Source organism: Bacteroides sp. OM05-10AA, assembly GCF_003439055.1.
GTDB lineage: Bacteria > Bacteroidota > Bacteroidia > Bacteroidales > Bacteroidaceae > Bacteroides > Bacteroides intestinigallinarum.
This window is the reverse complement of the sequence record NZ_QSUR01000042.1, coordinates 22,888-48,901: the sequence shown is the minus strand read 5'-3', so window position 1 is coordinate 48,901 and position 26,014 is coordinate 22,888. Positions and strand designations below refer to the sequence as shown.

Annotated in this window: 21 protein-coding genes and 1 other RNA gene; 7 read left to right on the top strand and 15 right to left on the bottom strand. The window is 42.6% G+C overall.

Features of this window, described 5'->3' with window-relative positions; translation table 11 throughout:
- Positions 1-416: 416 nt before the first annotated feature.
- The 9 genes from DXB58_RS23705 to DXB58_RS23665 form a co-directional block, all read right to left on the bottom strand.
- The gene (locus DXB58_RS23705; RefSeq protein ID WP_122138452.1) at positions 417-752 is read right to left on the bottom strand and encodes a hypothetical protein; all 336 of its coding nucleotides are present in this window, start codon (positions 750-752) and stop codon (positions 417-419) included.
- 998 nt (positions 753-1,750) lie between these two features.
- On the bottom strand, positions 1,751-2,758 hold the full coding sequence (locus DXB58_RS23700; protein WP_122138451.1) for a DUF2569 family protein: 1,008 nt from the start codon (positions 2,756-2,758) through the stop codon (positions 1,751-1,753).
- 22 nt (positions 2,759-2,780) lie between these two features.
- Positions 2,781-3,992, bottom strand: a complete 1,212-nt coding sequence (locus DXB58_RS23695; RefSeq protein WP_122138450.1) for a clostripain-related cysteine peptidase — start codon at positions 3,990-3,992, stop codon at positions 2,781-2,783.
- Positions 3,993-4,082: 90 nt separating this feature from the next.
- Positions 4,083-4,484 (bottom strand): hypothetical protein, encoded by a 402-nt coding sequence (locus DXB58_RS23690; protein ID WP_004296669.1) that lies wholly within the window; start codon positions 4,482-4,484, stop codon positions 4,083-4,085.
- A gap of 77 nt (positions 4,485-4,561) precedes the next feature.
- Positions 4,562-5,185, bottom strand: coding sequence for a murein L,D-transpeptidase catalytic domain-containing protein (locus DXB58_RS23685; protein ID WP_117934853.1), 624 nt, complete (start codon positions 5,183-5,185; stop codon positions 4,562-4,564).
- Positions 5,186-5,319: 134 nt separating this feature from the next.
- Positions 5,320-6,180, bottom strand: coding sequence for an RNA polymerase sigma factor RpoD/SigA (locus DXB58_RS23680; protein ID WP_002561589.1), 861 nt, complete (start codon positions 6,178-6,180; stop codon positions 5,320-5,322).
- A gap of 183 nt (positions 6,181-6,363) precedes the next feature.
- Positions 6,364-7,899 (bottom strand): trypsin-like peptidase domain-containing protein, encoded by a 1,536-nt coding sequence (locus DXB58_RS23675; RefSeq protein WP_117934855.1) that lies wholly within the window; start codon positions 7,897-7,899, stop codon positions 6,364-6,366.
- Positions 7,900-8,118: 219 nt separating this feature from the next.
- Positions 8,119-9,270 carry a dipeptide epimerase gene (locus tag DXB58_RS23670; protein WP_122138449.1) on the bottom strand — a complete coding sequence of 384 codons (1,152 nt, stop codon included), beginning with the start codon at positions 9,268-9,270 and terminating at the stop codon, positions 8,119-8,121.
- Positions 9,271-9,274: 4 nt separating this feature from the next.
- Complete coding sequence (locus DXB58_RS23665) at positions 9,275-10,255, bottom strand: C40 family peptidase (RefSeq protein ID WP_122138448.1); 981 nt, start codon at positions 10,253-10,255, stop codon at positions 9,275-9,277.
- Between the two features lie 98 nt (positions 10,256-10,353).
- Between DXB58_RS23665 and rnpB the strand changes: the two genes are divergently transcribed.
- The 3 genes from rnpB (at position 10,354) to DXB58_RS23650 (ending at position 15,507) form a co-directional block, all read left to right on the top strand.
- An RNA gene (gene rnpB / locus DXB58_RS23660) (RNase P RNA component class A) lies at positions 10,354-10,739 on the top strand.
- Between the two features lie 112 nt (positions 10,740-10,851).
- Positions 10,852-12,171 (top strand): YihY/virulence factor BrkB family protein, encoded by a 1,320-nt coding sequence (locus DXB58_RS23655; RefSeq protein ID WP_004296663.1) that lies wholly within the window; start codon positions 10,852-10,854, stop codon positions 12,169-12,171.
- Between the two features lie 51 nt (positions 12,172-12,222).
- Complete coding sequence (locus DXB58_RS23650) at positions 12,223-15,507, top strand: S41 family peptidase (protein WP_122138447.1); 3,285 nt, start codon at positions 12,223-12,225, stop codon at positions 15,505-15,507.
- A 213-nt stretch (positions 15,508-15,720) separates the two neighbouring features.
- Here DXB58_RS23650 and DXB58_RS23645 read toward each other — a convergent pair whose 3' ends face one another.
- From DXB58_RS23645 to pstC, 6 genes are all read right to left on the bottom strand, one after another.
- Positions 15,721-16,266 carry a nitroreductase family protein gene (locus DXB58_RS23645; protein ID WP_008777194.1) on the bottom strand — a complete coding sequence of 182 codons (546 nt, stop codon included), beginning with the start codon at positions 16,264-16,266 and terminating at the stop codon, positions 15,721-15,723.
- A 32-nt stretch (positions 16,267-16,298) separates the two neighbouring features.
- Positions 16,299-16,901 (bottom strand): riboflavin synthase, encoded by a 603-nt coding sequence (locus tag DXB58_RS23640; protein ID WP_004303876.1) that lies wholly within the window; start codon positions 16,899-16,901, stop codon positions 16,299-16,301.
- 375 nt (positions 16,902-17,276) lie between these two features.
- Positions 17,277-17,966, bottom strand: coding sequence for a phosphate signaling complex protein PhoU (phoU, locus tag DXB58_RS23635; RefSeq protein ID WP_004296659.1), 690 nt, complete (start codon positions 17,964-17,966; stop codon positions 17,277-17,279).
- 55 nt (positions 17,967-18,021) lie between these two features.
- Entirely contained in the window at positions 18,022-18,780 is a 759-nt protein-coding gene (pstB, locus tag DXB58_RS23630) for a phosphate ABC transporter ATP-binding protein PstB (protein ID WP_004296658.1), read from the bottom strand.
- 8 nt (positions 18,781-18,788) lie between these two features.
- Positions 18,789-19,664 carry a phosphate ABC transporter permease PstA gene (gene pstA / locus DXB58_RS23625; protein ID WP_004321179.1) on the bottom strand — a complete coding sequence of 292 codons (876 nt, stop codon included), beginning with the start codon at positions 19,662-19,664 and terminating at the stop codon, positions 18,789-18,791.
- A 1-nt stretch (position 19,665) separates the two neighbouring features.
- Positions 19,666-20,862 carry a phosphate ABC transporter permease subunit PstC gene (gene pstC / locus DXB58_RS23620; RefSeq protein ID WP_009000081.1) on the bottom strand — a complete coding sequence of 399 codons (1,197 nt, stop codon included), beginning with the start codon at positions 20,860-20,862 and terminating at the stop codon, positions 19,666-19,668.
- Between the two features lie 177 nt (positions 20,863-21,039).
- Here pstC and DXB58_RS23615 point away from each other — a divergent pair, with 177 nt between their 5' ends.
- From DXB58_RS23615 to DXB58_RS23600, 4 genes are all read left to right on the top strand, one after another.
- The gene (locus DXB58_RS23615) at positions 21,040-21,852 is read left to right on the top strand and encodes a PstS family phosphate ABC transporter substrate-binding protein (RefSeq protein WP_004310267.1); all 813 of its coding nucleotides are present in this window, start codon (positions 21,040-21,042) and stop codon (positions 21,850-21,852) included.
- Between the two features lie 48 nt (positions 21,853-21,900).
- Positions 21,901-23,640, top strand: a complete 1,740-nt coding sequence (locus DXB58_RS23610) for a glutamine--tRNA ligase/YqeY domain fusion protein (RefSeq protein ID WP_004327222.1) — start codon at positions 21,901-21,903, stop codon at positions 23,638-23,640.
- A 102-nt stretch (positions 23,641-23,742) separates the two neighbouring features.
- Entirely contained in the window at positions 23,743-25,194 is a 1,452-nt protein-coding gene (locus tag DXB58_RS23605; protein ID WP_122138446.1) for a lipopolysaccharide assembly protein LapB, read from the top strand.
- Between the two features lie 30 nt (positions 25,195-25,224).
- Positions 25,225-25,869 carry a DedA family protein gene (locus DXB58_RS23600; RefSeq protein ID WP_004296652.1) on the top strand — a complete coding sequence of 215 codons (645 nt, stop codon included), beginning with the start codon at positions 25,225-25,227 and terminating at the stop codon, positions 25,867-25,869.
- Positions 25,870-26,014 lie beyond the last annotated feature (145 nt).

The following is a 26,014-nucleotide window of genomic DNA, read 5'->3' as shown; positions in this document are numbered from 1 at the left end:
TCAAGGCTTTCTTCTCTTGGAAAGCGGGTGCAAAAGTACGCCCTTTTGGTATACACTCCAAATATATCAAACTATTTTTTCTAATTATTTTTGAATACATTTGCTAAAGTGCTGATGCATAACGATGTTGTAGAACATATTTTTTAAGTACGGGCAGATTGTGTGCGGAAACGACGAGAGGGATACACATTATTATATTACACGCGGGCGCGCAAAGGCGAAAAAGGAAAAACAAGAGGATGCCTGTAAGGGAAAAATTAGGCATCCTCTCTAAAAGGCAGGACAAAAGAACAGTTTTCACAAACAGATCTTCCATTGCCGCCTCCATATAACACTGGTAGGATTACTACATATTGGTAGAATTATGATATATTGGAGATATACGATTTCTTATTCTTTAGTCTACCATACAACTTTCAATCTGTTGTACGAAGACTTACTAGCTCAACCCATTTATTTAAACTTAGGTCAATGCCTCCTTTTTTCAAATTACAGAGTGCAGAACGGAAATGTTCGAGAATAACCATTGGATCACCACCTAAAGCATTAGATAATTCACCAAGGGCGTAACGAATACGAGCTGTTTGGATAGCATCCAGTAAAGTATATGATTCTTCTATTGAAAAATCAAACAAATCAGACAGGAGATCATAAGCATACTCTTGTTCACCAGTAGTTAGTTCACTGATAGGCTTACACATAATAGGGTGTTGCATTAAACGGATGATACATTCTTTAAAATCACGTTCCATCGCTTTTGTTTGTTTGTCGCATCAGTTCCCAGTGGTGCGAGGGTTAATATAAAAAGAGAGCGTGGAAACTATCATTACGTCAATCATAGGTATCCGCTAAGACCCCCAGTGAGCATAAGTGATAGTCCCACGCCCAATTGTGTATATAACAAAGTATATATGCAAAAGTGCGCGAGACCTGTCACTCATTGTCATTCATTGGTAAAAAATTAGCGGATTTTTATGATTGAATGCAACAAATAACCGTTCTCTATATAAAATAAACAAAGCTCCTTTCAACGCGTGAAAGTATGCTGTTACAAACAGTAAGTATTAATATTTAGTAAACAAACAATATTAACAGAAAAACGAGTGAATCAAACAAATTTATTTCATTTCTTACAAACAAACGCATATTAATAAGCCTACAATCTTTTCATTTAGTATCTAGCAGACGCTATCCTACCCGCCCTCTTCCTTATCTGAATTTTAGAATACAGACATCTTATTTGATAAAGAACGGCATTTCAGGAGTATTCCCCTTATAATTTACATATTCTCGCTTAGTAATCAGAAAGGGCTCACTAATGTGAACAAATAAGCTATCAGATATAAACAAATAGGCTCACTACCGTAAACAAGTCTATTCACAGTAGTAAGCCTATAAGGAGCATTAAGCGTTAACAGAAGAATCATTAGACATTAATCTATTATAGATGAAAGGATAGAGAATAAGAGGAGCTACTTCAAGACAGATACTAATGACACATATTCGGCACTTATATGATGGGGAAAGGCTCAAAACGGTGAGATATGAGATTGATTAGTTTAACTCAAACAGTAGCATACTTCACTATAAATCAATAATTTAAAACTAAAATCAGGACGAAACAGGGTGAGGGTAACTTTCTACCCTCACCCTACTATCACAGTCACCCTCACAGCCGAAACTACGATGAATAAAGGGATTGAGTAAAGGTGTGAGGGTGTGAGGGTAAAAAGTACTCTATCTTTATTTTCTATTTAAAATGCACAGAAGCTATAAGAGTGTTCATCGTATTTTCAAAATCTTCTGCCGTAGAATACAATGAAATAATACAAGCCTTTCCAGTTTCCGGGTTAAACAAGGTGGAAAATTGCCAGATTAATGATGGACGAGTGTCATATTTTACGGATTGAATACGCATAATGTTTCCGTTAACCACTTCAGTATGAGTATTAAGAACAGAGAAATCATAACCATCCAAGTCCGTATCACGCCACAAATCAACACATTCCTTGAAATATTCCTCGCTTGTATTAGTATCATAAACACCAACTATAGTTCCCCAAATACTATCCCCCATTACAAAAGTATGATGCACATCATCAATAGTATCTGTTCTCTCGCAAATAGCGCCTTCAGGGACACGAAAAGCAATAACACCATCACTATATTCTCCATATTCCAAAGATACCTCCATAGGAGTTGATACGCTTCCCAAATACGCCAACATCAAAACACCCCACAAAATTACAGGAGTAAGTACCAAAGAGCCAACTATATATTTATCTCTTTTCAAAATTTTCCGTTCTTCTTTAGGAAACAAATCGGAAACCTGCCTGGACAAACAAAGGTAAGTGAACCAGATTATCCCCCAAATCAAAGCTTTCATAATCTGCGGAAAACTTCCCAAACCATAATCTTCATAATCGCCACCCAACAAAAGCAAAACATTGGAAAGGAAAATTACAACAAGATAACCTTTACCCAGAAAGACTGCATTCGGTCGTTTATGCAAAAAGGCTAATATCGTATAAAGAGCCAGCCCTCCAATACTCAAAGTATAAACAATATCAATAAATGCCACAAAACAGGTAAAAAAGGATCCCATTCCTGTATCATAAGAATCTAAAGAAAAATCGGCAATCGAAACAACAACCGTTAATGCTGCGCCCAAACCTACAACAAAAAGAAAAAATGAAAGCCAGCCACGAACTTGCTTGTCTTTTTGCGGTATCAAAGGGGTTAAATTTGGTGTGTCCATAGTATCTGATTTATTATTTTAATCACCAGCCTGTCTCATCCCATCCGGCAGCGGAGTACCATTGTAATGTTCGATAAAAATTATTCATTTTTGAATCAAGATCTCCGCTAGGTATATAAGTGGAAAGCCCTTCTGCACCTTTCATAGAGAACATACCGCCAGAACTAGAAAAATTCTTAGACGTTGTTTCCGAATATACAACTACTTTATTAAAAACCTCACGCCAAGCTGCATAATCTATATTTTCCGTTCCTCCTGTCAGAGCACGAATCAAACCATCAAAATCATAATTAGCATCTTCCTTTGTTAAATCATATCGTTGTATTCCTGTTTTATCCACTACCATGTGATTCTGTATATATTTGGGAAGTAGCTCCTTTGTTACTCTAGCAAACTCATCCAAAGCTGTACTTCTTATTACAGAAATAGCAACCCCTCCTGTCCAATTATCATTTGTGGGATATGTTCCATCATAACGGGATTCATAGTAATTATAATAAGCTTTCGCTATGTTCACAGCCAAGTCAGTTTCTGTAAATAACTCCGGAACCACTACTTCATAAGGCGCTCCAGGACCAGGAATCTCCGTAGGAGAACCAATAAAGCACTCTGAACAATCTCGTAATTCATAAGCAACTTCTGCAGACTGCATAAAACATGAGTCAAACAAAATAAATTTCAAAGGTTTAGGAAAAGAGGAGAATAATACATCATGAAAATCTGAAATATTCATTTGGGTTTTACGATAATACCCGATTGAACGAGAATTCGCATCATTGGTAGCCGGTAGCCATGAAGCACTATGAGACAAAAACACAAAGCCATAACTATCTGCTGGAAAGTAGTTTATCGTTTGAGAAATAACAGAAGACATCACCTCTTTAGCTAAAGGATTCTGTTCGGAATAGGTAAAAAGAGTATCTGCCACTACTTTACCATTCTGTTTTTTTAGTGAAATAAGATGAGGAACATCATTGACCATTTCACTATAAACAACTAAATTACATTTTGAGTAATCAACCTCTTCCATCCCTTTTTTCATATCGCTAAAATTGGTTTTAAAAAGAGTGGACAGTTCATTAGCATCTCCTGCATCCCCTACAATATATACCAATACTGTCCGTCCGACCTGTTCGCGTGGTTCGGGTTTAACTGGTCCTTCTTCATCATCGTGGCAAGCCCCCAATAATACTATTAGACATAAAAAAACAGAGTATATTTTAATCTTTTTCATAATATTTTTCATTAATGACGAGGCAAAGATAAAAAAATAAGAGATGCAAAGCTGCATCTCTTATTATATTAACAATTTAACTATTGCTTATTATTCTTCCGGTTTCGTAAAGTGGAATTTATCAGAATCAATCCGCGACACCGTCATTCTATTATTTTTCTTGTATTTATTCAGAATCTTCGTTGCCTCTTTTTCTAATTTCTTCTTGTTTTCCGAGAAGTAAATCATACATGTACTATTCTGTTGCAACTGGTTATCCTCCAAATAATTCTTCAACTGATAACTATATAACTCACGGTGAGACAAGAAACCTTCCTTGCTAACTTTCGCACTATCTAATATCTGAATGTCCGTGAAATAGACTACTGTATCCGTAAATGAGGCAGAAATTCCAAAAGCATAAACCGGTTTAGAGTGGTCTTTTTTCAAGGAAAAAGCGGAGCACATGGTAAACACAAGTGCAATTGCAAATAGTATTTTTACGTATTTCATATCATATAATTTTTAACCTTGCAAAGGTAACAAAAAAGAGGAGATTACCTCTATTTATCTCAAATAAATAGCATTTCTTAGTCATAGACCCATAGCAGGACTGGTTTCTTTTCCGCTTTGAGCAACCCGTCAACTTTCCTCATCACTTCATCAGATATTACAGGACACCCTTGACTAATTCCTAACGGAAGATGCAAAGGATACACCTCTGTTTCCGGCAACGGAGTATAAGAATGCAACACGATATACCGCTTGAAAGCATTATCATTCGTCGCTTCCAATCCATGTAATTTATAATGAATATTGATTCCCCACTTGCTATACGACCGGATACCTACCTTGTATTTCCCCAAAGAAGAGCAATAACTACCTTCCACATTGCTGAATACAGGCTTGGACACAGTGCTATTTTTCCCATATCCATGGGCACAGAGACTGGCATATTTCACAGAATCTCCTTTGAAATCCCATACAAAAAAACGCCTTTTACCAGAATGAATACTGAAATCTACCAGAAAGCAATAATTCGTATTATATCCGTTCTTATCACAATAAGCCTTTCCCACCTGTGCTTTTTCCCGCAAACGCTGCTCTACTTTAACAGGTACCGAATCAGAAGAGGATGCCGCACATTTTGCATACGCCACCATCCCTGCTCCCAAAACAATAAGAACCAATGATATTAAAACTGACTTTTTCATAAAACTCGCATAGTATAAGATTGAATTATAGAATGGGGCTTATGTAAAAAGTCGCATAAGTACATTCTTCTATATGAAAAGTGCGACTTATGCGACTCAAATTCTTTTTTCTTTCAGAAACTGATATTCCTTACTTATCCCAAGTAAGATTTGAGCAATTTACTACGATTACTTTGTCTAAGTCTTCTAATTGCTTTTTCTTTAATCTGACGAACGCGCTCACGTGTGAGGCCAAATTTATCGCCGATTTCTTCCAATGTCATTTCTTGCTGTCCGATACCGAAAAACATCTGAATGATTTCTTTTTCTCTATCGGTTAACGTAGAAAGAGCTCTATCAATTTCCCTCGCAAGAGACTCATTAACCAGAGAGCGGTCCGCCATTGGCGAATCATCGTTAACCAACACGTCCAACAGGCTGTTATCCTCCCCTTCCACAAAAGGCGCATCCACCGAAATATGACGGCCGGATACCTTCAGCGTATCAGAGATTTTATCAACCGGAATTTCCAGTTCGTCTGCCAACTCCTCGGGAGACGGACGCCGCTCGTTTTCCTGTTCAAACTTCGAGAAGGCTTTGCTGATCTTATTCAGCGAACCTACCTGATTCAACGGGAGACGAACAATACGCGACTGCTCTGCCAATGCTTGCAGAATAGACTGGCGAATCCACCATACAGCGTAGCTAATGAACTTAAATCCACGTGTTTCATCAAATTTCTCGGCAGCCTTAATCAGTCCTAAATTGCCTTCATTAATCAAGTCAGGCAAACTCAAACCTTGGTTCTGGTACTGTTTAGCCACAGATACGACGAAACGAAGATTGGCACGTGTCAATTTTTCCAATGCTACACGGTCACCCTTACGAATGCGTTGAGCGAGTTCCACTTCTTCCTCGACAGTAATCAGGTCTTCACGGCCGATTTCCTGCAAATACTTATCAAGAGAAGCGCTCTCTCTGTTAGTGATACTTTTGGTAATCTTTAGTTGTCTCATTCTTTAAAAACAGATTTGGAGTGCAAAGTTACGACAAATAATTTGTTAACATACAAAATTAAGTAACTTTTACACTATATTTTTCATCTAATAAAACAAAAAGAGATGCCGACAAGTTGATTGTCGGCATCCTTTTTCTATTTCATTAGCTTATCCTGCAATCTTCTTACTTTATTTTATATATTACTCTTGAGTCAGATCGACAGCGAAATATCCGCGTTTACCTGATGGGAACACACCGGTCAGGAATAATACCTGGTTCGGAGACTTAACAGCAGCTTTCATCACTTCTTCCAGATCGCTGACTTTGCGCATAGGCTGGTCATTAGCTTTCAGGATAATGAAGCCTTTACGAACTCCTGCATCTGACATCTTACCGGAGGAAACTCCTGTCACTTGCAGACCGTAGCCCAGATTCAATTGCTTCTTCACGTCATCCGGCAACTCTTTGAAAGCGGCTCCCAAGATTTCCATGCCTGCATCTTTCACAATCTTGGTAGTACCTTGCTCGTTCTTCAACGTTACTTCAACGGTCTTTTCCTTCTTATCGCGCATCAGTTTCACTTTCACCTTATCACCCGGACGATGTTTAGCAAGTGCTTCCTGCAAGTCAGCCATATTGGACACTTTCTTATTATCCACACCGATAATTACGTCATCGACTTTGATATCAGCACCTGCAGCAGAACCATTCTCTACGATTTCAGAAACCCATACTCCTTCTACAACACCCAGTTCTTTAGCTTTATCTGCCAGTGTCTTACCGGATTTATCAATCGGCTGACGGTCGTCCATCAAACTGCTACCGATAGAGCCACCACGAATACCGAGCAATGCACGTTGTACTGTTCCGTATTGTTTCAGGTCGGCAATTACTTTCGTCATAATGCTGGTCGGGATAGCAAAACCGTATCCTGCATAAGCACCTGTCGGAGAAGAAAGCACTGAATTGATACCTACCAACTCACCTTTGGCATTTACCAGTGCACCACCACTGTTACCCTGGTTGATGGCAGCATCCGTCTGGATGAATGATTCTATACCACCATTATATACTCCCAGAGAACGGGCTTTTGCACTTACGATACCAGCAGTTACAGTAGAATTCAAATTGAACGGGTTACCTACTGCCAATACCCACTCTCCTACTTTCAACGCTTCGGAGTCTCCCACCGGAATAGTCGGGAAATCATCACCCTCAATTTTCACCAGCGCAAGGTCGGTGCTGGGGTCAGTGCCAATCACGCGTCCTTTAAATTCACGGTTATCATTCAGTTTCACACTGATTTCATCCGCACCTTCAATCACGTGGTTGTTCGTTACGATATATCCATCCTTCGAGATGATTACTCCCGAACCAAAACCTACACGAGGTTGAGACTGTACCTGACGTTGCTGTCCGCGTCCGTCACCAAAAAAGAAATCGAAAATGTCCGGCGCTTGCTGAACAGTTCTTGTTTTAGCTTCTTGAGTAGACCTTATATGTACAACAGCATGAAGCGAATTCTCCGCAGCCTGGGTCAAATCAACAGGTTGGGCGTTCACAGCATCAAAAGCGGCCAATTTTACATTGGGATTCTGCTTGAACATCTCATTGAAAGATGTCTCTTTGGCAGCTTCGTTAGATTGCAACAATTTGTAAGTTGTCAATCCTGCAACTCCTGAGCTAAGAAGAACGATTGCTCCTACTCCCAGAATGTTCTTTGTTGTTTGTTTCATGATTTATAATTCTTTAAAATGTTAATATTCGACATTGTTTTAACTTTTACGACGTTAAAATAATAACAAATATCGTTCACTTATTCTACTTGTCACTCTTTTTTGTCCACTTTTAACAGAGAATATTTGGAGCTTAACAGCGGTTAACGACAACACCTGACAAATTTACATTCGTTGTATGTCAGATGGCTTTAACACTCTGACATTCATTCAGTAAAGTCAGATTTTCATGACACCGATTCCGGGTAAGTCATTCAGGGTGATCTTTCCTTTCACCACTTTCACCCCTTTAAAGCGATCATTAGAGATAAGCAGGTTGCCATCCAGGTCGGCAAAATCCACTAATGGCGAGAACTGTGAAGCTGCAGAAATAGCACAGGAAGTCTCTGTCATACAGCCCACCATGACACGCATGCCGAGTGCATGTGCCAATGTCACCATCTTCCATGCTTCACGCATACCGGTACACTTCATCAGCTTTATATTGATTCCCGTGAAAGCGCCTTTCAAAGCGACTACATCTCCCAAACGCTGCAAGGATTCATCCGCAAATATCGGTAGCGGGCTCTGTTGCGTTATCCAGGCAATATCCTCTAGCTTCTCCTTAGGCATGGGCTGTTCTATCATCACAACGCCTTTTTCTTTCAGCCAATGAATCATATCGAGCGCGTATTGGCGGTCTGTCCATCCTTGATTGGCATCTATCGCTATCGGAAGGTCTGTTACCGAACGAATGGTTTCAATCATCTCCTTATCATTGTCCCGTCCCAGTTTCACCTTTAATATATTAAACTGATCGGCACACTCTTTTGTTTTCGCCCGCACTACATCCGGCGTATCGATGCCTATCGTAAAGGTAGTGGAAGGTGTCTTTTCTTTGTTCAATCCCCATATCTTATACCAGGGAGCGCCCAATAGTTTCCCTACCAGATCATGAAGGGCGATATCTACCGCAGCTTTCGCTGCCGTATCCTTTGGCGAGAGGCTGTCAACGTATGACAAAATGCCATCTAACTGAAAAGGATCACTAAACTGTTCCAGATTCACTTTCCCAAGGAAATTCATCACAGACTCTACTGTTTCTCCCAAATAAGGAGGCATAGAGGCTTCTCCATATCCCGTCACGCCTTCATATTCTATTTCCACCTGCACATCGGGAGTTGTTGTACGCGAATAAGTGGCAACTGTAAACACGTGCCTCAACTTCAATTCATAAGGGAAAAAAGTCATTTTCATCTTCCCTCCCAAACCGAGCTTATTTATATGAATGGTAGAAAGCAACGATTCTCCGGCTAGTGCCTGATGAGCTACTAACCCCGAACCGAAAGCAGCCAAAGCTGCCGTTTTCAAAAAATCTCTCCTGTTCTGCATTCTTTTATTGATAAAAGGGGTTCTTATTTGTGGTATTCATTCCTTTCTCCTTATTTATATAAGGTAAAAAACGGACAGCAAAAAGTAAACGCTTCGTGTTGAATTCATCATAGTTTTGATCCGCAGGATTCATGCTGCTGATGTGCACATCTCCCAATGCGTGGATAAACTGCTTGTTTCCGAGGTAAATGCCGACGTGAGAAATACCTTCTTTACGTTCCGCAGTCGCTTTCCGGCCGAAAAACACCAGATCTCCCCGTTTGACATTAGAGAAGTCAGGAGCAATATCGATATGTTCGCCCACATAGGCCTGTTGAGAGGCATCTCTCGGGATAATAATGTCATGCATAAAAAGTACGGTCCGTACCAGTCCGCTACAATCCACTCCCTTGGAAGAGGTTCCTGCCCATAGATAAGGAATTCCCATCATCGAGTAAGCTGTTTCAATGATACTTTCAACATCTTGTTTCAGTGAAGCTCTCCATTGGGTTTCGGGCTGCGAAATAGATTTCGGGATATAGGCTTGTCGTCCATCCGGATAAGACACTTTATAAAAAAGCCTTGTATTTCCTTCCCATTTCAGACGGTTGCCTGCCACTACATCAGATACGGGCTGTGATTTTTCATCCGGCTTCTCATAAGTAAATCCGTAATGTGAGGTCACGACAATCTTTTCCGCACGGTTCCATTCATCATACCGTTCTTTCGACATGGGGGTAATTACCATCCGGTGCACCCATCCGGTATAATCATCCGGTGTTTGTATCTCGTACCAACCGTTATACTGAAGCACCTTGACCGGCATTCCCAACAATGCCTGCGTACTCATGCCGGAAGTAAATTTGCCTTCCTCGCGCAAATTGCAAACTGAAATATGTACTACCCCATAAGCCGAATCGGCAGGCATGGGACGTATTTCCTGTGCTTGCAGGCTAGCTGCCATCATCGCCAGGAAACAATAGAAAAGGAGGATATTCTTCTTCATTAAAATCCATTTTAATGATAGCAAAGTTAGAAATTATTTCTATTTGTGATACTTTCTTTGGCTAAAACAAAATAAATGACGTATTTTTGCAGTCTAAAGCAGTTGGCCGGTCTGTCGCGTGCATGTTTCGTGCAGGAGGAAAGTCCGGGCAACATAGAGCATCCTACTTCCTAACAGAAAGCTGTCCGCGAGGGTAGAGTAACGTAGAAGAAAATAACCGCCGCTCCTTTCGGGGAGAGGTAAGGGTGAGAAGGTGGGGTAAGAGCCCACCAGTCGCATGGCGACATGCGGGCTGTACGTCTTAGGAGTTGTAAGGTCATGTAAACCGGCGTTATGAGAGTTGCTCGCTCCATGTCGGAGGGTAGACCGCTAAAGTGTCGTGGTGACATGCCACTCAGATAAATGACAGGCACCTGATATAATTAAAGATTAATAATCGGAAATTATATGGGTACAGAACTCGGCTTATAGGCTGACTGCTTTTTCTTTTAATTATCCATTTAATTACAAATGACTAATGGATGAGGATCGACTGTTCGAGCAAGTCTGTTGTAATCAGTAATTAGTTGCTTGCAATTAGTAATTAGCGAAGAACTATGAAGAAGAAAATCACCGATATATGGAAGTTTCTTACGTATGACATCTGGCGCATTACGGAAGACGAAGTGACCCGAACCAAGTTCTCACTCTACAATATTATAAAGACCGTCTATCTTTGTATCAACCGGTTTACCAAAGACCGGATGGCCAATAAAGCTTCTGCACTAACTTATAGCACATTGCTTGCCATTGTACCCATACTTGCCATCCTGTTTGCCGTAGCGCGTGGTTTCGGGTTCGACAACCTGATGGAACATCAGTTCCGCAACGGTTTTGGAGGAAATACAGAAACAACAGAGGCCATTCTCTCATTTGTCAATTCCTATCTTTCACAGACCAAAGGAGGTATTTTCATTGGAGTTGGTTTGGTAATGTTGTTATGGACGGTTATCAATCTGGTCAGTAATATTGAAATCACCTTCAACCGTATCTGGGAAGTGAAAAAAGCACGATCCATGTATCGCAAGATTACGGACTATTTCTCCATGTTCCTGCTGATGCCGATTCTGATCGTGGTATCCGGAGGACTTTCTCTGTTTATGAGCACCATTCTCAAGCAGATGGATGATTTCGTCCTGCTCGCTCCTGTTATGAAATTCATGATACGGCTTATTCCTTTTGTCCTGACATGGCTGATGTTCACCGGGCTGTACATCTTCATGCCGAACACGAAAGTGAAATTCAAACACGCTCTCATTGCAGGTATTCTGGCAGGGTCTGCTTATCAGGCTTTTCAGTTCCTGTACATCAACAGCCAGTTGTGGGTGTCAAAGTACAATGCCATTTATGGTAGTTTTGCCGCACTTCCCTTATTTCTGCTTTGGTTGCAGATATCTTGGACAATCTGTTTGTTTGGAGCCGAACTGACGTATGCCGGACAGAATATCCGCAGCTTTAGCTTTGACCAGGACACCCGGAACATCAGCAGACGATACCGGGATTTTATATCCATCCTGATTATGTCACTCATAGCCAAACGATTCGAAAAGAACGAACCGCCCTATACGGCTGCAGAAATATCGGAGGAGCATCAGATCCCCATCCGACTGACAAACCAGGTACTTTATCAGTTGCAGGAAATAGAATTGATTCACGAAGTTGTTACCGACGAAAAAAGCGAAGAAATCGGTTACCAGCCTTCAATGGATATCAATCAACTGAATGTTGCTGTCCTGCTGGACCGTTTGGACACATACGGCTCCGAGAATTTCAAAATAGACAAAGACGAAGAATTCAACGACGAATGGAAGGTGCTGACCGAATCCAGAGAAGAATACTATAAAAAAGCAAGTAAAGTATTACTGAAGGATTTGTAGGAAAGTCAAACCTTAAATCGCGAAAATGAACTTAACACAATATTAGAAAAAATGAAAAAGCTACTGCTAAGTGCATTTGTCATCTGTCTAGCAGGGACAAGCATTGCACAAGAATCTCCTTTATGGATGCGCCACTGCGCTCTTTCTCCAGACGGAACCACCATTGCATTTACCTACAAAGGAGACATCTACACGGTACCGTCAACCGGCGGACGTGCCACACAAATCACCACCAATCCGGCTTTTGATACGGAACCGGTATGGAGTCCCGACAGTAAACAAATTGCCTTTGCATCGGATCGCATGGGAAGTCTCGACGTTTTCGTCGTATCCAGTGAAGGAGGAGCACCCCAGCGACTGACCACTCATTCAGGCAGTGAGAAACCTGTTGCCTACAAAGACAACAAACACATTTTATTCACAGCCAACATTGCTCCCTCTGCCGAAGATGCCGGATTTCCTTCCGGTCAGTTCCAGCAAGTGTACGAGGTAGCCGTGACAGGAGGACGCCCCGCTATGTTCTCATCCATGCCAATGGAGTGCATCTCTATTAATAAGGAGGGAGTGATGCTCTATCAGGACAAGAAAGGATACGAAGACTATTGGCGCAAGCATCAGGTATCCCCTATTGCCCGTGACATCTGGACATACACTCCCGGGAAAAAACCTGTTTATCAAAAACAAACTACTTTCGGAGGTGAAGACCGCGAACCGGTATGGAGTCCTGATGGTAAATCATTCTATTATCTAAGTGAAGAGAAAGGTTCCTTCAATATATTCCAACGTACTCCCGGAACCACCACTTCCCAACAAATCACTTTCCATACAAAGCATCCCGTACGCTTTCTAAGCATTTCAACCACCGGCACGCTCTGTTATGGCTATGACGGCGAGATTTATACACTTGTTCCGGGCAAACAACCCCAAAAGGTAAACATAAGTATCCTGGCAGACAAGAATGACAAAGATATTATCCGCCAAATCAAATCCAACGGAGCTACCGACATCGCTGTATCTCCCAAAGGAAAAGAAGTCGCATTCATTATGCGCGGTGATGTTTACGTAACCTCTATTGATTACAAAACAACCAAACAAATCACCAACACACCCGATCAGGAACGCAACATCAGTTTCGCTCCCGACGGACGCACACTCGTCTATTCTTCAGAACGCGATGGATTGTGGCAGCTTTACACTTCCACCATCGTACGCAAAGAGGAGAAACAATTCACCTATGCCACAGAATTGAAAGAAGAACGTTTGACAAACTCCAAAGTCGCTTCTTTTCAACCACAATTCAGTCCTGACGGTAAAGAGGTTGCTTTCCTCGAAAACCGTACCGCTATCCGCGTCATCAATCTGAAAAGCAAGGCTGTACGCACAGTGATGGATGCCAAATATCAATATTCTTATGCCGACGGTGACCAATGGTTCCAATGGAGCCCCGACAGCCAATGGATTCTATCAGACTTCATTGGCATAGGAGGCTGGAACAATAAAGACGTCGTTTTGCTGAAAGCCGACGGAAAAGGCGAAATGGTCAATCTTACCGAAAGCGGATACAGCGACAGCAATGCCAAATGGGTGTTGGGTGGAAAAGCAATGATATGGAACAGTGACCGTGCCGGATACCGTAGCCATGGTAGCTGGGGAAGTGAAGACGACACCTATATTATGTTTTTCGACGTCGATGCCTACAACCGCTTCCTGATGAGCAAAGAAGATATTGCCTTACTTGAAGAAGCGGAAAAGGCAGAGAAAGCAGAAAAAGAAAAAGCCAAGAAAGAAAAGGCAGAGAAGAAAGAAGACACTAAAGACAGTAAGAAGAAAACGAACCAGAATGAGAATGCGAAAAAAGACAGTACGGAAGTGAAACCTCTTACATTCGATTTGGAGAATCGTTTTGACCGCATCGTTCGTCTAACTGTAAATTCTTCCCGCCTGGGTGACGCGGTTATGAGTCCGAAGGGTGATATTCTTTATTACCTGGCAGCTTTTGAAGGAGACTATGACCTTTGGGAGCATAAACTGAAAGAAAATACGACTAAAATATTATTGAAAGGAGTTGGCGGCGGCTCACTCATACCGGATAAAGAAGGAAAGAATATCTTTATGTGCACAGGCGGCCGATTGAAGAAAATAGAGATTGCCGGTAGCAAAATTACACCGATAGAATTTGAAGCATTCTTCGATTACCGTCCTTATGATGAACGCGCATACATCTTCGACCACGTTTGCCAGCAAGTAAATGACAAATTCTATATTGCCGACTTGCATGGAGTGGACTGGAAAGGATATAAAAAAGCATACGAACGCTTCTTGCCCCACATCAGCAACAATTATGACTTCACGGAAATGTTGAGTGAATTGCTTGGCGAATTGAATGGTTCCCATACCGGAGCCCGGTTTGCAGCAGGAGGCAGCGCAATGCCTACCGCTACTCTGGGAGTCTTTTACGATGAATCATACGACGGTGCCGGGTTAAAGATCAAGGAAATCATGAAGCAAAGTCCTTTCACCCAGAAAAAGACAGAAGTGAAGGCAGGTTGCATCATTGAAAAAGTAGACGGCACAGCGATTGAAGCCGGTGCTGATTACTTCCCGTTATTTGAAGGCAAAGTCGGACGCAAAGTAGTACTTACCGTATACGATCCTTCTACTAAAAAACGTTTTGAAGAAGCAGTAAAAGCAATCAGCTATGGAACCCAAAGCGACCTGCTTTACAAACGTTGGGTAGAGCGCTGCGCCAAGAAAGTGGAAGAGCTTTCCGGCGGACGCATTGCTTATGTACATATTAAAGGTATGGACAGCCCCAGCTTCCGCAAGATCTATTCCGAACTACTCGGCCGTTATCGTAATAAAGAAGCCGTAGTGGTAGATACCCGCCATAATGGTGGCGGATGGCTGCACGATGATGTAGTCACCTTACTTAGTGGAAAGGAATATCAACGTTTCGTGCCACGCGGACAATATATCGGCAGCGATCCATTCAACAAATGGCTGAAAGCCTCATGCATGCTAACTTGCGAAGACAATTACAGCAATGCTCATGGCACTCCTTACGTATATAAGACTCTAGGCATTGGTAAACTGGTAGGCGCCCCGGTGGTAGGCACGATGACCGCCGTGTGGTGGGAACGCCAGATAGATCCGTCTATTGTATTCGGTATCCCGCAGGTGGGTTGCATGGATATGCAAGGCAACTATCTCGAAAATCAGACCTTGCAACCTGATATTCTAGTTTATAACGAACCGGCAGCCAGCCTGAAAGGAGAAGATGCACAACTGAAAGCAGCAGTAGACTACCTATTGAAAGATTTGTCAAAAAAGAAATAAATATAGCATTATTGATGCCGCCGGAAAAGCGGCATCAATAACACGCTAACTATCAACACCTTAAAAAAGCCATTTATTGGTTTTAAAGAAACAGGTCGTTCCTTTAAAAGGAAAGCATCGTTGGTTTAAAAGGAACGTCCCCTTCCTTTAAAACCAACGATGCTTTCTGTTATATGCTTATCCTAAAGGGCTAAGAATATAATTATTTTTCAATCAATAACGATTGTATGAAATCACCTTTTCTTTCGGCTTCCTTATCTTCTTACGTTTTTCCTTTGCCGGATAGCCAATGACAATATCCAGCAATAAACGTTTCGAAGCAGGAATACCGGCAAGCTGTTTCAGCTCTTTTTCATCGAACCAACCCAGAATACAAGAACCCAAACCTTCGGCTTCAGCTGCCAGAGAAATATGAGCAGCCGCTATTCCAATGTCGATCAACGGAAAATGCTTGCCTTTTACCTTTCCGCCAAGCAGGGAGGTTATATTAGCAGATTCTTCTACAACCAGAATATGCACGGGAGCATCTTTGGCAAACTTATTCATTCCCAAGCCAGCAGCAGCTTTCCCGGCTTTTTGAGCCAGTTCCTTGTCTGTGATGACCACAAACCTCCAAGGTTGTGCGTTGCAGGCTGAAGGCGCCAAACGTGCAGCTTCAAGTACCCGTTCCAACTTTTCCGGCTCCACCGGACGTTCTTTATCATACGAACGGTCACTTTGACGAGCCTGCACCAATTGAAGAAAATCAGTATATGCCATTTCCAATCCTCCAGTCACTTATTTATATTTTCTTATTTATATTGAATCATCCGGCTGATATACTTGCCGATAATATCGAATTCGATATTTACCACACTGCCAATCTCAAACGTATGGAAGTTCGTATGCTCGTATGTATAAGGAATGATAGCCACCTGGAAAGTATCATCCGTCGGATTACATACCGTCAGGCTAACACCGTTCACAGTCACCGAACCTTTATCCACGGTGATATATCCGCGTTTCGCCATCTCCTTGTCAAACGCATATCGGAATGTAAAATACCAGCTGCCTTCCGCATCCTTAATATCGATACAAGTAGCAGTCTGATCCACATGTCCCTGAACGATATGTCCGTCCAACCGACCGTTCATCATCATGCTACGTTCAACGTTCACCTTATCCCCCACTTTCAACAAACCGAGGTTAGAACGCTCCAACGTTTCTTTCATGGCAGTCACCGTATACGTATCATCCGTCAGAGTCACTACCGTCAGGCATACACCATTGTGAGAAATACTCTGGTCGATTTTCAACTCATTCACAAACGAACACTTAAATGTAAAGTGTATATTCTCCTGGTCTTTCACCAGTGCTACCAAAGTAGCATATTCTTCTACGATTCCAGAAAACATAATTCTATTTGCTATTTACGATTTTACAATTGAAAGTACTCTCTTAATGCAAGGGTCAAAGATACGAATAAGGAAGCAGCTTAGAAAATAAGAGCAAAAAAAAATGGGGCTTTTCACAAAGCTCCATTTTTCAGTTTTCAATAGGTATTAGTTTTTTTTTAAGGTAAAAAGATTGTTTTCAGGATAACGGTGCAAATATAGGCGGTTTTACCGATACTATCCAAATTATAAAACATGTCATATAACATCTTTTTGAAAATTCTTTGGATTTATTATCATTTGAAGCAAAATCTCCTGTAACTTGTCCGTTACAGGAGACAAATATAAGATAATTTTTTAAGGAGCCCTAATTTCTGTTTAAAAATCGGCAGAAAATTACTTTTCCGGGTAATTTTCATCGGTTTTTCCACGATGTTTTAACACTTTGGCATCAATGAAGAATACAATCTCCTCGGCAATGTTGGTAATATGATCTCCCGAACGTTCCAGTTTACGGAACACGCTGACTAAATCTACGCAAGTATGTACAGCTTCCGGATGTTCGATAATATAGTCTGAAAGAATCCCTGTTGCATCCGCATTGATTTCATCTAGCAAATTATCCTTAGCAAACACTCCTGCCGCCAAATCATTACTCTCTTCATTCAAGGCACGTTTTGCCAGTTCCAGCATCGACAACACCTCTGCCTGCATCTCTGCCAGGCGGAGACGAGACAACAGCTCCGCATCCAATACCGGTTCTTTGCAACGAAGTACAAAACGGGCGATCCCTTCCGCAAAGTCACCCAAACGTTCCAGATTTGTGTTAATCTTCAACATAGCCAACACAAAACGAAGATCAATCGCCACCGGATTATACAATGCGATAATATCTTCCACATCACTATCTATCTTCAATTCAAAAGCATTCACCCTGCGCTCGCGAACCATCACCTGTTGAGCCAGCTCCTTGTCAAGGGTCAACACAGCCTCTCCGGCACGGTCAAGCTGGTTGTACACCAAGGTCCACATTTCATCAATTTCCTTCTTCAATAGGATGAGTTCCGATTCTATAAACTTTACCATAGTCTATTATATATAAATGATTAATATTCTATCAATTGGGTTCCAGATACCCGGATTACCCAAAACGTCCCGTTATGTAATTCTGGGTAGCCTCTTTCTCCGGATTGGTGAATATCTTTTTCGTCTGATCGAACTCCACCATTTCTCCCATATAGAAAAACGCCGTCTTATCACTGACACGGGCCGCCTGCTGCATATTATGCGTAACGATTACAATCGTATAATCCTTCTTCAGTTCATGAATCAACTCCTCCACTTTCGCCGTAGAAATAGGATCGAGCGCAGACGCAGGTTCATCCATCAGCAATACCGAAGGAGAGACAGCCATCGCACGGGCGATACAAAGACGCTGCTGCTGTCCGCCGGACAGTGCATAAGCCGATTCCTTCAACTTATCTTTCACCTCATCCCAAAGAGCCGCTCCTTTCAATGTTTCCTCCACACGCTGGCGAATGAAAGCATTATCTTTTATTCCGTTCACACGAAGTCCGTAAGCCACATTCTCGAATATGCTTTTCGGGAAAGGATTGGGACGCTGGAACACCATTCCCACATTCTTGCGGAGTTCGTCCACTTCCACGCCTTTCGCATAGATATTATGTCCGTCGATACGGATTTCTCCCTCCAGACGGGTAGCAGGAATCAAATCATTCATCCGGTTGAAAAGCCGGAGGAAAGTAGATTTGCCACAACCGGACGGTCCGATAAAAGCAACAACCGATTTTTCCTCAATCTGCATGCTGATGCCCTTCAATGCATGAAAGTCCCCATACCAGAAGTTCACATCACGCGCATCTATTTTCACTGTATCCATATACTAATTTAGTTCGTTTTTACTCTTTTCTCAAAATACTTTCTCAAGGCATTAGCCAGCAGATTCACCAACAGGATAATCATAATCAATACCAATGCCGTGCCATAAGCCAGCGGCAGTTGTGCCTCCATATCCGTTCCACTGGTGGAAATCACATACAAATGGTAAGGCAAGGCCATACACTGATCCAAAATGCCGGTAGGAAGTTGCGGCAGGAAGTATGCGGCACAAGTAAACAGAATCGGCGCCGTCTCTCCCGAAACACGTCCCAAGGCGAGAATCAACCCAGTGATAATGTTCGGCATACCCATCGGCAGAATAACGTGCCATATCGTCTGCAACTTCGTCGCTCCCAATGCCCGGCTACCTTCACGCATACTGTCGGGAATGGCTTTCAAGGCTTCCTCCGTTGTCCGGATGACCAAAGGTACGCAAAGCAAACCTAATGTCAAAGAACCTGCCAGAATACTATCACCAAACCCCATATAATTGACAAACAGCGCCATACCGAACAATCCGAATACGATGGAAGGAATACCGCTCAAGTTATTGGTCATCACCCGGATAAAGCGTACCAACCTGCCTTTCGGCGCATACTCATTCATATAAATCCCACTCATCACCCCTATCGGAAATGCAAACAGCGCACTTCCCACCATCAGGTAGAAGGTACCGACAATAGCCGGCCAGATACCGCCACCTGTCATTCCGTCCGTAGGAGCCGAAGTGATAAAATCCCAACTGATAGCACCGATTCCCTTATAGATGATAAATCCCAGAATCGCAAACAATATCAATACAATGCAAAGACTCAACAACCGGAAAATCCCGAAAGCAAATTTCTGCGAACGGTGTTTAGCTTTATTATTACTCCGTATTTCCATCTTATTTACTACGTTTTAATCCTTTAGAAGAAATATATTCCACACTAAAGTTGATAATCAATGTAATGAAGAACAGTACGACACCCAACAGGAACAATGCCTGATAGTGCGGACCACCTGCAGGAGCCTCTCCCAGTTCGGCGGCAATCGTAGCCGGAATGGTACGTAAAGGCTCAAGAATAGTTGTCGGAATCACAGCCGCATTACCGGTCACCATCAATACCGCCATCGTCTCTCCGATAGCACGTCCGATGCCAAGTACCACGCCGGATGTAATACCCGAAATAGAATAAGGAATTACTACCTTATATATAGTCTGCCATTGAGAAGCCCCCAACGCCAGACTCGCTTCCCGCATTGCACGCGGACAGTTACGCATCGCATCTTCCGTCACCGTTATGATGGTGGGCAATGCCATAATGGCCAGTACGATACTCCCTGCCAGGCCGCTCTCTCCCACCGGAAGATTAAACAACTTCTGAATCAACGGAACGATGACAATCAACCCGAAAAAGCCATAGACCACGGAAGGAATACCGCTCAACAGTTCGATAATCGGTTTCAGCCAGTTCCGCACTTTCGGGTTTGCCACTTCAGACATATAGATAGAAACCGAAAGCCCGAACGGCAAAGCAAAAAGAATGGCGAACAGACTCACCCACAACGTACCGGTAATCAACGGCAGGAAGCCGAATTGAGCTGCCGGAGTGGCCGTAGGAAACCATTCGGCACCCGCAAATACATCTTTCACGGAAATGGTGTTATCCTCTATGAAATGCACCGCGTCCGGATGAACAATAAACTTCTGCGGAACAAAAGCTACGATACCCGGTGTTTTCTCCACCAGTTCCGTAATCTTGTCGCCTACATATTCATAAGCAGGTCCCAACTCCTCTTCCGTATAATATTGCGTTATATCCTCCAAACGAAAAACCCGGATAGGGAGATCTTCCCCACCGAGTTCCTTCCAGTTTGTGATCTCCTCATCAAAAACATTTTTTATCTGTGCAGGGCTCAACACACTAACTTTGTTGCTCTTATTCAGCGCCAACACATATCCCTCTTCAATCACCTTACTCTTGAACAGCCCGAAAGCTTCCGTGAAAAGGAAGAGTACAATCAGCAGAATAGTAATACTTGTCACGAAACCGCTACAAGTCAACATTCCTTCTATAATCCTTTCAAATACCTTTTTCATACCTACTATGATTTCTGATGCAAAGAAAGCGTCTCTTTATTAAGGAGGTGTGACTAACGTTTGAAGGAAATGTTTCAATCATGTTACGTTTGTGTTACAAGTATCATTTCCATTCCGGATGAAATGGAAATGTAATATCCGATTGCTTAATTTGCAAAGTCAATAAAAAGAAGAAATATGAAAGTGAGAAGAAACTTATTAATCGCCCTTTCCTTACTCTCGCTCGGTGCCAACGCACAACGTATAAAAGGTAGCGACACGGTACTGCCTGTCGCACAACAGACAGCAGAGCGGTTTATGAACCAGCATCCGGATGCCCGTGTCACTGTAACCGGTGGCGGAACCGGTGTGGGTATCTCCGCTTTAATGGATAATACAACGGACATTGCAATGGCTTCCCGCCCGATCAAGTTCAGCGAGAAGATGAAAATTAAAGCGGCGGGAGAAGAAGTAAACGAAGTGATTGTTGCCTACGACGCCCTCGCCGTGGTGGTACATCCCTCTAATCCGGTGAAACAGCTGACCCGCCAACAACTGGAGGATATTTTCCGGGGGAAGATAACCAACTGGAAACAGGTAGGCGGAGACAACCGAAAAATAGTAGTCTACTCGCGTGAAACATCGTCCGGTACTTACGAATTTTTCAAAGAGAGCGTACTGAAAAATAAAAACTACATGGCAAGCAGCCTTTCCATGCCGGCAACAGGTGCTATTATCCAGTCTGTCAGCCAGACCAAAGGAGCTATCGGATATGTAGGACTGGCCTACGTGTCTCCCCGTGTCAAAACGCTTTCCGTGTCTTATGACGGAAGCCACTACGCCACCCCTACGGTAGAGAATGCCACCAACAAAACCTACCCTATCGTCCGGCCGCTTTACTACTATTACAATGTAAAAAATAAGGAACAAGTTAGCCCCCTGATTCAGTTTATTCTTTCATCCGACGGACAGGACATTATAAAAAAGAGCGGTTATATTCCGGTTAAATAAAAAAAATGTCCTACTTTTGTAGCCTAAATACAGATAACATTAACCGTTATGACAGATATTAAAAACGAAGAAGCAGGCGAAAAGAAAAGCTTGAACTTTATTGAACAGGCAGTAGAGAAAGACTTGAAAGAAGGTAAAAATGGTGGAAAAGTGCAGACGCGTTTCCCGCCCGAGCCCAACGGCTATCTTCACATCGGCCATGCCAAAGCTATTTGCCTTGATTTCGGCATCGCAGAAAAACACGGCGGTGTATGTAACCTTCGTTTCGACGACACAAACCCTACCAAGGAAGATGTGGAATATGTAGAAGCTATCAAAGAAGATATCCAATGGCTAGGCTACCAGTGGGGAAATGAATATTATGCTTCCGACTATTTCCAGCAATTATGGGATTTCGCTATCCGCCTGATCCAGGAGGGAAAAGCATATATCGACGAACAGAGTTCCGAACTGATTGCACAGCAGAAAGGTACTCCTACCCAAGCAGGTGTGGAGAGTCCTTACCGGAACCGTCCTATCGAAGAGAGCCTCGAACTTTTTAAGAAAATGAATAGCGGCGAGATCGAAGAAGGCGCTATGGTGCTCCGTGCCAAGATTGACATGGCTAATCCGAATATGCACTTCCGCGATCCGATTATTTACCGTGTAGTGAAGCACCCGCACCACCGTACGGGTACTACCTGGAAAGCTTATCCGATGTATGACTTCGCCCACGGACAGAGTGACTTCTTCGAAGGAGTGACTCATTCTCTGTGTACACTTGAATTTGTGGTACACCGTCCGCTTTACGACCTCTTCATCGATTGGTTGAAAGAAGGAAAAGACCTGAACGACAACCGTCCCCGTCAGACTGAATTCAACAAACTGAATCTAAGTTACACCCTGATGAGCAAACGTAACCTGCTCACACTGGTGAAAGAAGGATTGGTAAACGGATGGGACGACCCTCGTATGCCGACGATCTGCGGTTTCCGCCGTCGCGGTTATTCACCAGAGTCCATTCATAAGTTTATCGATAAAATCGGATATACCACTTACGATGCCCTGAACGACATCGCCCTGTTGGAAAGCTCTGTCCGGGATGATTTGAACAGCCGTGCTACCCGTATATCTGCAGTAATCAACCCGGTTAAACTGATTATCACCAACTATCCGGAAGGACAGGTTGAAGAACTGGAAGCAATCAACAATCCGGAAGATCCGGAAGCAGGAAGTCACCTGATCGAGTTCAGCCGCGAATTGTGGATGGAGCGCGAAGACTTCATGGAAGACGCTCCCAAGAAATATTTCCGCATGACACCGGGACAAGAAGTACGTCTCAAAAATGCTTATATCGTGAAATGTACCGGTTGCAAGAAAGACGAAAACGGTGTTATCACAGAAGTATATTGCGAATATGACGCAAATACCCGCAGTGGCATGCCGGATGCGAACCGCAAGGTGAAAGGTACGCTCCACTGGGTAAGCTGCAACCACTGCCTGCAAGCAGAAGTACGTTTGTACGACCGTTTGTGGAAAGTGGAAAATCCACGTGACGAACTGGCCGCCATCCGCGAAGCAAAAAAATGCGAAGCACTGGAAGCCATGAAAGAAATCATTAATCCGGATTCATTGAAAGTTCTGCCCAACTGCTACATAGAGAAGTTCGCAGCTACCCTGCCTCCACTCTCCTATCTGCAGTTCCAACGGATCGGTTACTTCAATATCGACAAAGAATCAACCCCGGATAAACTAATCTTCAACCGTACAGTAGGGTTGAAAGACACATGGGGTAAGATTAATAAATAACTAAGCTTTCAAGCTTAACTTTACAATGGGGCTGTGTCAAAAGGATCATCATCTGAACTTTTGCAACAGCCCCATCTTAGCAATTAAAAATCTAAAAGTAAAATGGGTAGAAAAAATTCGCCATCAGCAAAAAAGGAACTAGTCACACTAATCACAAACTACGAAGAAGCAAAAGCAGAAAACCGACAACTTTATCTGGATGCTGACCAATTGGCCGACATCGCCGACTGGTATGCCTCCGAGCGAAAATTTGAAGAAGCACAAGAAGTAATCACTTATGGACTTAAAATACATCCGGGAAACACAGATTTGCTTATAGAACAAGCATATCTTTACCTGGATACCCAAAAGCTGCAAAAAGCAAAAAAAGTAGCGGATTCGATTACCGAAGAATTTGATTCCGAAGTGAAACTGCTGAAAGCCGAACTATTGCTGAATGGAGGAAAACTGGAGGAAGCTCAATGGCTGTTAAGCACAATAGCGGATGCCGACGAGCTGGAAACAATCATTGATGTTGTTTTTCTCTATCTGGACATGGGATACCCGGACGCAGCCAAAGAATGGCTCGACAGAGGTAAATCCCGTTATGCCGAAGATGAAGAATATATGGCTCTCACAGCCGATTATCTGGCATCGACCCATCAGGTAGAATCGGCCATCATCTATTACAATAAACTCATTGACAAATCTCCATTCAACCCTTCCTACTGGATGGGACTGGTGAAATGTTACTTTGTCCAGGAACAAATAGACAAAGCCATCGAAGCCTGTGATTTCGCATTGGCAGCCGACGATCAGTACGGGGAAGCTTATGCCTACAAGGCACATTGTTTCTTCTATCTGAACAATTCGGATGATGCCATCGAGAATTACCAAAAGGCGATTGAGCTCAAAGCCATTCCCCCCGAACTGGGTTACATGTTTATGGGAATATCCTACGGTAATAAAGAAGAATGGCAAAAAGCCGATGACTATTACGACAAAGTGATCGAACGTTTTGAAGAAGACGGAGACAAGCAGTCTATTTTATTGATAGACACCTATACCAGCAAAGCATTCGCCCTCTCTCACCTGGAAAGGTATGAAGAGGCGCATGAGTTATGCGAGAAAGCTAAAGAGATAAACCCGAACGAGGGATTGATTTATCTGACAGAAGGAAAACTATACCTGGCAGAGGAACTGGAAGACGAAGCTGCCATCTCTTTCGAAAAAGCGATAGAGATCAACCCGAACATAGAAATGTGGTATATGATTGCCTCTGCTTATTCGGAAAGTGACTATCTGATCGAAGCGAAAGAATACTTTGAAAAAGTGTACCAGATAAATCCGAAATACGAAGATGTGACGGAGAAATTGAGTGTTCTTTGCCTCATGCACGGTGAAATCGACAACTTCTTTAAATATAACAAGGAATGTGAACATCCACTGGAAGAAGACATGATCCTGGATCTGTTGAACAGTCCCGAACACAGAGAAGAAGACGAAAGAACTCTCAAAGAAGTGTGGGAACGCATGAAAAAAGAGAATAAGAAAAAAACAAAAGGAAAAAAATAAATCAATTTATAAATTCTATCCTCAAAAAACATGGAATCAGTAGCAGAACTTCTTAAATGGGTATTAGAAAACTTGAACTATTGGGTAGTCACTATTTTTATGGCTATCGAAAGCTCTTTTATTCCCTTCCCCTCGGAAGCCGTAGTCCCCCCTGCCGCATGGAAAGCTATGGCAGACGACAGTATGAATATCTTTCTCGTTGTCCTATTTGCAACTATAGGAGCAGATATCGGTGCATTAGTTAATTATTACCTGGCACGTTGGTTGGGTCGTCCTATTATCTATAAATTCGCTAACAGCCGTTTAGGGCACATGTGCCTTATTGACGAAGAGAAAATACACCATGCAGAAGAATATTTCAGAAAGCACGGTGCAGCCTCTACTTTCTTTGGTCGTCTTATTCCGGCTGTACGCCAACTTATCAGTATTCCCGCAGGGTTAGCCGGCATGAAAATAGGTCCTTTCCTGCTTTATACAACTCTCGGCGCTGCTATATGGAACAGCATATTAGCTTTGCTCGGATACCTGATTTACCGTTTTACAGACCTCAAAACGACTAACGATGTCTATGTAATGGCCACCGAATACAGTCACGAAATCGGCTATGTCATTATAGCAGTGGTGGTAATTGTAATCGTTTTTTTGGCTTATAAAGGGCTGAAAAAAAGAAAATAAGTAGTAAAATACTCATTGCAAAGCCACAGAGGACGCAGAGAACACAAAGCAAGAACATAGAGTTACCGGGGCATCCATTATTGTAAATCGGCTATTACCCGTTAAATTCTTACTTCTTTGTGTATTCTACGTCCTCTGTGGTTTA

Excerpts from the sequence above, each read along its gene's own strand:
- DXB58_RS23690 (WP_004296669.1), bottom strand. The coding sequence starts at position 4,484 with ATGAAATACGTAAAAATACTATTTGCAATTGCACTTGTGTTTACCATG.
- DXB58_RS23645 (WP_008777194.1), bottom strand. The coding sequence starts at position 16,266 with ATGGCATATACTGATTTTCTTCAATTGGTGCAGGCTCGTCAAAGTGAC.
- DXB58_RS23640 (WP_004303876.1), bottom strand. The coding sequence starts at position 16,901 with ATGTTTTCTGGAATCGTAGAAGAATATGCTACTTTGGTAGCACTGGTG.
- DXB58_RS23685 (WP_117934853.1), bottom strand. The coding sequence starts at position 5,185 with ATGAAAAAGTCAGTTTTAATATCATTGGTTCTTATTGTTTTGGGAGCA.
- DXB58_RS23605 (WP_122138446.1), top strand. The coding sequence starts at position 23,743 with ATGGGTAGAAAAAATTCGCCATCAGCAAAAAAGGAACTAGTCACACTA.
- DXB58_RS23700 (WP_122138451.1), bottom strand. The coding sequence starts at position 2,758 with ATGGACACACCAAATTTAACCCCTTTGATACCGCAAAAAGACAAGCAA.
- DXB58_RS23680 (WP_002561589.1), bottom strand. The coding sequence starts at position 6,180 with ATGAGACAACTAAAGATTACCAAAAGTATCACTAACAGAGAGAGCGCT.
- DXB58_RS23705 (WP_122138452.1), bottom strand. The coding sequence starts at position 752 with ATGGAACGTGATTTTAAAGAATGTATCATCCGTTTAATGCAACACCCT.
- DXB58_RS23600 (WP_004296652.1), top strand. The coding sequence starts at position 25,225 with ATGGAATCAGTAGCAGAACTTCTTAAATGGGTATTAGAAAACTTGAAC.
- DXB58_RS23665 (WP_122138448.1), bottom strand. The coding sequence starts at position 10,255 with ATGAAGAAGAATATCCTCCTTTTCTATTGTTTCCTGGCGATGATGGCA.
- pstB (WP_004296658.1), bottom strand. The coding sequence starts at position 18,780 with ATGGATACAGTGAAAATAGATGCGCGTGATGTGAACTTCTGGTATGGG.
- DXB58_RS23610 (WP_004327222.1), top strand. The coding sequence starts at position 21,901 with ATGACAGATATTAAAAACGAAGAAGCAGGCGAAAAGAAAAGCTTGAAC.
- DXB58_RS23615 (WP_004310267.1), top strand. The coding sequence starts at position 21,040 with ATGAAAGTGAGAAGAAACTTATTAATCGCCCTTTCCTTACTCTCGCTC.
- DXB58_RS23675 (WP_117934855.1), bottom strand. The coding sequence starts at position 7,899 with ATGAAACAAACAACAAAGAACATTCTGGGAGTAGGAGCAATCGTTCTT.
- phoU (WP_004296659.1), bottom strand. The coding sequence starts at position 17,966 with ATGGTAAAGTTTATAGAATCGGAACTCATCCTATTGAAGAAGGAAATT.
- pstA (WP_004321179.1), bottom strand. The coding sequence starts at position 19,664 with ATGGAAATACGGAGTAATAATAAAGCTAAACACCGTTCGCAGAAATTT.
- DXB58_RS23670 (WP_122138449.1), bottom strand. The coding sequence starts at position 9,270 with ATGCAGAACAGGAGAGATTTTTTGAAAACGGCAGCTTTGGCTGCTTTC.
- DXB58_RS23650 (WP_122138447.1), top strand. The coding sequence starts at position 12,223 with ATGAAAAAGCTACTGCTAAGTGCATTTGTCATCTGTCTAGCAGGGACA.
- DXB58_RS23655 (WP_004296663.1), top strand. The coding sequence starts at position 10,852 with ATGAAGAAGAAAATCACCGATATATGGAAGTTTCTTACGTATGACATC.
- pstC (WP_009000081.1), bottom strand. The coding sequence starts at position 20,862 with ATGAAAAAGGTATTTGAAAGGATTATAGAAGGAATGTTGACTTGTAGC.
- DXB58_RS23695 (WP_122138450.1), bottom strand. The coding sequence starts at position 3,992 with ATGAAAAAGATTAAAATATACTCTGTTTTTTTATGTCTAATAGTATTA.